4 protein-coding genes are annotated in these 9,344 nt (G+C 73.3%); all 4 read left to right on the top strand.

Translation table 11 applies throughout. From position 1 onward, the window contains the following. Positions 1-25: 25 nt before the first annotated feature. The 4 genes from AC08OQ_RS12835 to AC08OQ_RS12820 all read left to right on the top strand — a co-directional run bounded on the left by AC08OQ_RS12835 (position 26) and on the right by AC08OQ_RS12820 (position 9,303). Entirely contained in the window at positions 26-322 is a 297-nt protein-coding gene (locus tag AC08OQ_RS12835; RefSeq protein WP_462188316.1) for a hypothetical protein, read from the top strand. 138 nt (positions 323-460) lie between these two features. Continuing rightward, the gene (locus AC08OQ_RS12830; protein WP_476601258.1) at positions 461-3,127 is read left to right on the top strand and encodes a bifunctional FO biosynthesis protein CofGH; all 2,667 of its coding nucleotides are present in this window, start codon (positions 461-463) and stop codon (positions 3,125-3,127) included. A gap of 449 nt (positions 3,128-3,576) precedes the next feature. Further along, entirely contained in the window at positions 3,577-4,164 is a 588-nt protein-coding gene (locus tag AC08OQ_RS12825; RefSeq protein WP_476601254.1) for a WhiB family transcriptional regulator, read from the top strand. Between the two features lie 27 nt (positions 4,165-4,191). Beyond that, on the top strand, positions 4,192-9,303 hold the full coding sequence (locus AC08OQ_RS12820; RefSeq protein WP_476601256.1) for a DUF5719 family protein: 5,112 nt from the start codon (positions 4,192-4,194) through the stop codon (positions 9,301-9,303). Positions 9,304-9,344: the final 41 nt, after the last annotated feature.

The following is a 9,344-nucleotide window of genomic DNA, read 5'->3' as shown; positions in this document are numbered from 1 at the left end:
CCTCTACGTCGCTGGAAGGACCATCATGTCCGATATCAGGACCACCAAGAGCCTCGAAGCCCTGTCCGCCTCCCTTAATCGCGCGCTTGCGGGGGCCCGCGCCCCCCAGGTCGTGGCCGCCCGCCGGGCCCAGATGCGACAGACCGCCGGTATGACGCCGGACGGGTCCGACCTCGCCGGCACCGGCCGGCGAGCCGACCGGACGCAGGCCTTGGTCGAGACGCTGGCCTCGCGCCGGCGGACGAATATGTTGATCGGCACGCTCGACCGGCTGCGCAGACCCGCCACCGGGTGGCGTGCGGCCGGCCGCGTGACACCCTGACTCCGGGCCGACCGGGTCTCCTGCCGAACCGCTCAGTACCGTTTCGGCACCGCATCCCTTCGATCCCGATGGTCACCGACCGGACCGGTTCATCTGCTGGGCGCCGGGGGCGCCGCCGGAGAATCAGAGGAATTCATGATGAGTACGGCGGCGACATCCAGCGGTGCCGAATCCAGCGGTGCCGAATCCAGTTCCCCGCCGTCCCCGTCGGCGCTGCGCCGGGCGCTGCGCCGGGCCCGGGACGGCGCCACGCTCGATGTGGTGGAGGCCACCATTCTGCTGGCCGCGCGCGGCGACGACCTCGCGGACCTGTGCCGGTCGGCGGCCCGGGCCCGCGACGCGGGTCTGGCGTCGATCGGGCGGCCGGGTGTCGTCACCTACTCGCCGAAGGTGTTCATCCCGTTGACCCGGTTGTGCCGGGACCGCTGCCACTACTGCACCTTCGCCACCGTGCCGCACCGGTTGCCCGCCCCCTACCTCACGGTGGACGAGGTGCTCGGCATCGCCCGGGCGGGCGCCGCGGCGGGCTGCGCCGAGGCGCTGTTCACGCTTGGTGATCGCCCCGAGGGCCGGTGGCCGGCGGCCCGGGAGTGGCTCGACGCCCACGGCTACGACTCGACGCTGGGCTACCTGCGTGCCGTCGCGATCGCCGTGCTGGAGGAGACTGGTCTGCTTCCGCACCTCAACCCAGGTGTGCTGAGCTGGGTGGAACTCGCCCGGCTCAAGCCGGTGGCCCCGTCGATGGGGATGATGCTGGAGACGACCGCGACCCGCCTGTGGTCGGAGCCGGGCGGGGCGCACTACGGGTCACCCGACAAGGACCCGGCCGTCCGCCTGCGGGTCCTCACCGACGCCGGGCGGCTGTCGATCCCGTTCACGACCGGCCTGCTGCTCGGCATCGGGGAGACCCGGGCGGAGCGGGCCGAGACGATCTTCGAGCTTCGAGGTCTGGCCCGCCGCTACGGGTCGATCCAGGAGGTGATCGTCCAGAATTTCCGCGCCAAGGACGACACCGCGATGCGCTCCGCGCCCGACGTCGGTGCCGAGGAGTTGGCCGCGGCCGTCGCGGTCACCCGGCTGGTGCTGGGCCCCACGACGCGGGTGCAGGCTCCGCCGAACCTCGTTGACACCGCGGAGTGCGCCCTGCTGCTTTCGGCCGGCATCGACGACTGGGGCGGCGTCTCCCCGGTCACCCCCGACCACGTCAACCCCGAGCGGCCCTGGCCGGACCTGGACGTCCTGCGTGCCGTGACGGCGCAGGCCGGGTTCACGCTGCGGCCCCGGCTCACCGTCTACCCCTCCCATCTCGGTGAACCATGGATCGACCCGCGCCTGGCCGGGCACGTCGGGGCGTTGGCCGGCGCGGACGGCCTGCTCGCCGACGGTGTGTTCCCGGCCGCCCGCCCCTGGCAGGAGCCCGACGGCGGACTCGCTGACACCGGCCGCACCGATCTGCACGCCGCGGTCGACACGGTCGGGCGCCGCAGCGAGAAACGGGCGGACTTCGGCACGGTCTACGGTGACTGGGAGTCGCTTCGTGCCCAGGTCAGCGCGGCCGGGACGGGGGTCGACGGAGTCGTCGGCACGGGCAGCCGGGCCATCGCGAGCCGGGCCGGCGCGGTTGCTGGTGCCGGTGCCATGCGGCGGATCGGCCCCGACATGCTCGCCGCCCTGCGCCACGCCGGGTCCGATCCGGCCGGGATCACCGACGACGAGGCGCTGACCCTGTTCAGCGCGGACGGCGCCGCCCTGGAGGAGCTCTGCGCGCTCGCGGACGGATTGCGCCGCGACGTCGTGGGCGAGGACGTCACCTACGTCGTCAACCGCAACATCAACTTCACTAATGTCTGCTACACCGGATGCCGGTTCTGCGCGTTCGCGCAACGCCGTGGGGACGCCGACGCCTACACGCTGTCTCTGGACGAGGTGGGCAGCCGGGCGGCGCAGGCCTGGGCGGTCGGCGCGACCGAGGTCTGCGTCCAGGGCGGGATCCATCCCGATCTACCGGGCACCGCGTACTTCGATCTCGCCCGTGAGATCAAGCGGCAGGCGCCGGGGCTGCATCTGCACGCCTACTCGCCGATGGAGGTTCTCAACGGCGTCACCCGCACCGGCATGTCGATTGGCGACTGGCTCACCGCGGCCCGCGAGGCCGGCGTCGACACGATCCCCGGCACCGCGGCGGAGATCCTCGACGACGATGTCCGCTGGGTGCTGACGAAGGGCAAGCTGCCCGCGGCGAGCTGGGTCGAGGTGGTGACCACCGCGCACCGGGTCGGCCTGCGTTCCTCGGCCACGATGATGTACGGGCACGTGGACACCCCCGCACACTGGGTGGCCCATCTGCGCCTGCTACGGCGCATCCAGGACTCCACCGGCGGCTTCACCGAGTTCGTGGCCCTCCCCTTCGTCCATCACAGCTCGCCGATCTACCTGGCCGGTGTCGCCCGTCCCGGCCCCACCCGCCAGGAGAACCGGGCCGTGCACGCGATGGCGCGCATTCTGCTGCACGGTTCGATCGACAACATCCAGTGCTCCTGGGTCAAGCTCGGGGTGGAGGGCTGTCGGGCCGTGCTCGCTGGTGGGGCGAACGACATAGGCGGCACGCTGATGGAGGAGACGATCAGTCGGATGGCCGGCTCGCAGCACGGCTCGCGGCGTTCCGTGGCCGAACTCGAGGAGGTGGCCGCGGGGGCGGGTCGTCCCGCTCGGCAACGCACCACCACGTATGGCCGGATCCCTGACGAGCGCTTTCGCGCTGCCCGGGGCCGCACCGTCCGGGCCATGCTGCCGGTGGTGTCCTGACACCCGCCAAGTCCTGATCATCAAAAACTACTCTCCGTATCCGAATGGGCTGGGGTTGCCGAGTCTGGTAGCTGATCGGTCTACGTTCGCGGCGGTTGCCCGAGCTCAGACCCTCCCCTTTTAGGGGTGTATGCCCTTTAGGTCTGGGCGGGATAATGCCGTTGTCGCGACCAATCTGATCGCGCAGAGTGACGGAAAGGAGGGTTGCGCGGACCCTCGGCGACAGGTTGTAGTGACTGTGAGCTATGGTCTCATCGCTGGTTGTAGAAGATGTTGCGACGGTGGGGTTGACGCGATCGAGTCTGGAGCGTGTAATTACCGGCGTGTCATTCCCCCCGCTGGCGGGGTTCGTGCGGTAGTGCGTCGCCTGACCGGTGTGGAAACCAGTCACCTGCGCGCCGGCGCCCAGGGGTGGCCGACCGCACCGCGACGGGTCTGGAGGAGTCCACATGGAGCACGCCGACGCGGGCGTCCACACTGTCCTCGCGGACGTCGAGCGTCCCGCTGAGCATGACCCGTTCGCTGATCACCCCGGGCGGGTGCTCACCGAACGCCACACCCGGGCCACATCCGAAACGGTCCCGCGGGCGCGGGTGCCGGCCACGGCCGCTCCCGTCCCCCCCGCGTTGACCAGTCGGTCCGTCGCCGAGGACACCGACCTCGTCGAGGACATTGACGAGGTCGACGATGTCGACGAGGTCGGTGACGACGAGGCCGACGAGGCGGAGACCAAGGACATGGAGGATCTTGGTGGATCGGCCGGGAGGTCCGCCCTCGCCCAGGTGATCGATCTGGGGATGGGGGACCTTCTCGGCGAGGCGATGGAGTGGCAGGAACGCGCGCTGTGCGCGCAGACCGACCCCGAGGCGTTCTTCCCGGAGAAGGGCGGTTCGACCCGCGAGGCCAAGCGCATCTGCTCGGGCTGTGAGGTCCGGGCCGAGTGCCTGGAGTACGCGCTGGAGAACGACGAGCGGTTCGGGATCTGGGGCGGCATGTCCGAGCGGGAGAGACGCAAGCAGCGACGCCGAGCGGTCTGATCCCGCCCGGTGACCGGCGGTCGGCGTATGATGGGCGATCCGGGCACGTCACAGGCGGCCACGGTCGCCGCGGTGACCGCTCTGCCCGATGATGCAGGGCCGCCGGTCGTCGCGGTCTGCGTGCTCGGTCGAGGGGGTGGTGGACCCGCCGCCGCCGCCCAGGTCCGGGCCGCCCTGCGTGCCCAGACCAGACCACCGGACCGGGTCGTCGAGGTGCGGCTCGGTGGCGGGGGAGGCGTTCCCCGGCAACGCGCGTCTCCCCTGGACGGGGACGGTCGCCTCCCGTCCGCCGACCGTCCCGTCGATCCCGGCGCCGACGGCGCGGATGCTCAGGCCGGTGACCCGGTCGTCGAGCCCCTCGTCGTCGAGGTGCCGTCCGCCACACCGTTCGGCGCCGCCGTAGTCGTGGGGCTGGCTCGGCTGGGGAACCTACCGGAGCACGGATTCGTCTGGCTCCTCGACGACACCGCGATCCCTGCCCCAGGCGCGTTGCACACCCTGCTGGCCTACGCCCGGCTGGACCGGGGTGCCGCCGTCCTCGGTCCCAAACTGCTCGCCCGCGCTCCGGAATCCGCCCCACTCGCCGAATCCGCCCGGCCGGCCGAATTCGCCCCGGCGGCCGGAGCGGGCGGTCCCGCCGGATCGACGGGTGCGCGGTCCCGGCCGGTGACGAGACCCCGGGTGGTTGAAGCCGGGGTGAGCGTCGACCGGGCCGGGCGACGGCATACCGGAATGTGCCCGGGTAATGATGATTATGGTCGGTGTGACGGGGTACGTGACGTCCTCGCCGTCGCGTGTTCGGGCACCCTCGTGCGGGCGGTGGTCTGGCGTCTGCTCGGTGGACTCGACCCCGAGCTCGATGGTGGTCATGACATCGATCTTGGCTGGCGGGTGGCCCGTGCCGGCCTACGGGTCGTCGTCGTCCCGTCGGCCACGGCGACCGTGGCCTCGGCCTCGGCCTTCCCCGGGGCATCGGCCGACCGCGCGGGGGCTCTACGGGTCCGGCTGGCGAACACGGCGACGGTGCTGTTGCCGGCGATGGTGGTCGCCCTGCTCGTCGGAACGGCCGTGCGCACCCTCGGCCTGCTCCTGCGCGGCCGACCCCGGGCGGCGCTCGCCGAGCTCACGCTCGCCGGTACCGTGCTGGGGCGGCCACGGCAGTTGCGCCGGATGCGTCGGCGCGCCGCCTGCACGTGGGCGGTGCCGCACCGGGCCGTCCGCCCGTTGTTCCCGGCCCGCCGCCTGCCGTGGCGGCGCGGAGCCGGCGCCGAGGATCTCCTCGATCGGGCCGGAGCCGCCGAAGACGTCGCCGACACCACCTTGGTGGTCACCGGGCCCAGACCGGATGCGCACCCGCGCCGGCCGGCCTGGCCGCCGATGACCCTGGCGACCCTGCTGGGTGCCGTCGGGCTCCTGGCCATGCGGGGGATGCCGGCGGACATGCTCGGCGGGGGCCTGCCGCTCCCGACCGGCAGCCGGAACCTGTGGTCGGCCGTGTGGTCCGGATGGGCGGGGGCGCCCGATGGACCTCTGAGTGGTCCCGGGCCGGCACCCCCTTTCACCGCGCTGTTCGCCGCGGCGGCCACTCTGCTGGGGGAGAGGCCGGCGCCGGCCGCTTGGATCCTGCTGGCGGCCGGCCCGGCGCTCGCGGGCCTGAGCGCCTACCGGGCGCTCGCCCGGCTGGAACCACATCCGCTCGCCCGGTTCGGGCTCGCCGCCGGCTACGGGTTGAACCCGGTGATGACCGGGTCGGTCCTCGCCGGCCGCACCGACACCGTGGGCGCGGTGATCGGCCTTCCCCTGGTGCTCGCCGCCGCCGACGCGGTCCTGCGGGACCGGCGGGACGGCTCCGGCTTTGGCTTTGGCTTTGGCGTCGGCGGGGCGCCGGGCCGGCCGGTGTGGACGCTCGCGGTCTGTCTGGTCGGGTTCATCGCCTGCGCCCCGTCGATGCTGGTCATCGCCTGGGCGGGCCTGGTCGTCGTCGCGTTCCTGACCGCGCGGTCCAGGCTGCCCGCGATCATCGCCGCTCTGCTCGCGACGATCATTCCGGTGCTTCCGGACCTGTGGCTGGATCCCGTCGCCGTCCTCGCCGAATCGGCGATCGCCCTGGCCAGGCTGCCCCAGTACTCCCTGGCCCTGCTGGCTGGTGCGGACAGCGGACCCAGTGCCGATGTGGCCGGCTTCGTCGGTGGATGCCTGGCCTGCTGGTTGTTCGGCCGCCTCGCGGGCCGGGGGCGGGGCCGTCGGCGGCGCACGGCCGTGCTGGTGGTCCTTCCCGTGACGCTGCTCCTCCTCGTCGGGCCGCTGATCCTTGCCGCTCGGTTCCTGGCCGTGGATGTATCTCGGCCCGACGACACCACAGGGGCGAACCCGGCCGGCGTCGAGGGGGCCAGCCTCGCCCGCGCGGTCGCGGCCGTGACCCGCGCCGCCGGCCCGGGTGCCCGCGTCCTCGTCCTGCACCAACCGGCCTCGGCCAGAACGATCCGGTACACCCTGGCCTCCGCGTCCGGGCCGACGTTTCCCGAGACCGGCGCCCGCACCCCGCGGCGGTCCAGTCGGTTCCTCGCCGACATGGTCGCGGACCTCGCCGCCAACGGTGGCCGGGCAGCCGGCTGGCTCCCGCTTCTGGGCGTGACATCGGTCGCCGTACCCACGGCCGACTCGGCCTCTCAGCTCGTCGCCCGACTGGACGCGACGCCGTCCTTGATCCGGGATCGTCCCCGCCCGGGGGCGATCTTCTGGCGTCCCGCCGTTCCGGCCCGTGGTGCGACGGCTTCGGGAGAGCCCGGTGGGACCGGTGCGCCGCGACCGGACGCATCCGGGTGGGCGGGCGGACCCCTGGCCTGGGTGATGGAGTCCGATCGGGCTGATCGTCGTGAGCCGGTGGCGCGGCACGCCGCTCCCGCGGCGACGAAGCGGACAGCCCGCCCGATCGGTACAGCGCCGGGTGCTCCTCTCCTCCTCTCGGCGCCGCTGCCGCCAGCGCCCTCCTCGGTACGCCGGTTGGCCTCCGGCGAGCGGTTGCCCGCCCTCGCCGCCCGGTCCGGCCCGGCACGCTCCCTGGTGCTCGCCGTACCGGCGGATGCCGGATGGCACGCGTGGCTGGAAGGCCGGCCGCTGACTCCGTTCCGGGCGTGGGGCTGGGCAGCCGGATTCCGGCTGCCGCCCGACGGCGGTCGGCTCCGCATCGACCACGACCGGGCTTCACCCCACCGGGCCGTGCTGGGCCAGGCGGCGGCGCTCGCCGCGCTTGTCCTGCTGGGAATTCCCGTGCTGCTGGGAATCCCAGTCCTGAGGTCGCGGCGGATGGCTCCCCCGGCTGCAACGCAGCCGCGGCGGGTCGGGAAGGCTGAGCGGCCGTCGTGTCACGTCGTGGTCGTTTCGCGGACGGTCGTTTCGCGGATGGTGCTGCCGCTGGGGGTCCTCGGGCTGCTCGGGCTGACCGGGGCGTTCCTCGCCGGCACCAGCACCGGCACCAGCACCGGTGGTGCCGGTGCCGGGAAGGGACGGGTCTGGCCCCTGTCAGGCGCCATGCTGGCCTGCCCGGACCTGACGCTGGTGGCACCCGGTCCGGGCGGGCCGGGCGGGCGGGCCCGTGCGCTCGGCTTGGACGTGGCTGCCGGCGGTGGGCCGACGGGCCAGGTGCGGGTGTCCACGATGGGGTCCGAGGTTCCAAGCGAGGGGCTTGGACTACGGATGGACGTCCGCGGCCGGCGTCACCTGGACCTTCCGCGGCCCTCGGAGGGCAGCGCCGTCACCGGCGTGGCGGGCGGCCGTGGATCGATCCTGGTGACCGCCCAGGGCGCGTCCGCCGGGGGACTGTCGGCCACCGTGACGGCCCGGGAGAAAGACGGCGTCGGGTCAATGGGCGGCGTCGGGCCGATTCAGGCGCGTTGCGAGCCGTCCCGGGCCCGGGCCTGGTTCACCGGACCATCGACCGTGGCCGGTCGGGATCCGGTGGTGATCTGGTCGAATCTGGCAGCTGAACCAGCCCGGATCAATGTGCGGGTGCTTTCCGACGGACCGGCGACGTCGCCGCAGGACATCACCGTGCCCCCGGACCACGCGGTGATCCGGCGACTCGCGTCCCTCGCACCGGAGGCCGCCGCGACCGCGCTCGACGTCCAGGTGCGCTCCGGCCGGGTTCTCACCTGGGTCGCGGACCGGCCCAGCGCGGCGCGTGCGGACTCGATGCCGGGGGCGGACCGGGCGGGGCGCGCGGATCCGGTGAGCCTTGTCCCGAGCACCTCCGCCCCGGCCCGGCGTCTCCTGCTTGGCGGGGTCGTCGTCCCGGCGGGGTCCGCGTCCTCGACGGCGCACCTGGTGCTCGCCGCACCGTTGCGGGAGGCCACGGTGCGCATCACGATCCTCACGGGTACGGGTCGGCACACGCCGATCGGCCTGGAGGCCGTCGTCGTGCCCGCCACCGGTGCGATCATCACGCCCGTGCTGCTGCCGGCGGGCGCCGCCTCGGCCGTCCTGGTCGAATCGGCCGATGACGCACCGGTGCTCGCCGGACTGGCCGCACCGTCGGGCCGGGCGGGAGAGCGGTCGACCGGCTCGGACGGCGGATCCACCTGGGTTGGCGCCACCAGCCTTGATCCTCCGCTCGACCCGCGCGGGCTCGACGCGTATGGCCAGGCGGTCGGCCTCTCCGGGCCGACGGGGCTGGCCGCCGGGGCGGGATCCGCGCCGGACGCGGTCGTCTCCCTCCCGCCGGTGCCGCCCGGCGCGACCGGCGTCGTCGTGCTCGCCGCTCCGGCGGGAGCGGTCACAGCGTGGATCGACGGCGAACTGGTACGGGTGAGGCCGGGCACCGTCGCGACCGCCCGCATGCCGATCGGGCAGGCCGGTGGACGGCTCGTCGCGGTCGGCGGCCCGCTGGGGGCCACCGCCGTGATCGGCGATCTCCCCGGCACGCCGGGGGAGGGCCGGGCATCCGGGGATCCGCCCCGCGGGCCTACCCCCTCCGGCTCCACCGGCTCCACGTCGTCGACCGCCGTGTCGTCGATCTTTGGGATGTCCAAGCCCGTGATGCCGCGGAGCATCTCTACCGTCGTTCCGTTGTGGGGGGCGTCGAGGCTCCTCGACGCTCCGGTCTCCATCGAGGATCCCACCGTCCTGTATCAGCGCCGTTAGGGCCTGTTTGGGAAGTTTATCGGGGCAGCCATTCGTTGATC

It is taken from the genome of Frankia sp. CcCS3, from assembly GCF_977927575.1.
The sequence above is the reverse complement of the archived record's forward strand: the minus strand, read 5'-3'. Positions and strand labels throughout refer to the sequence as shown.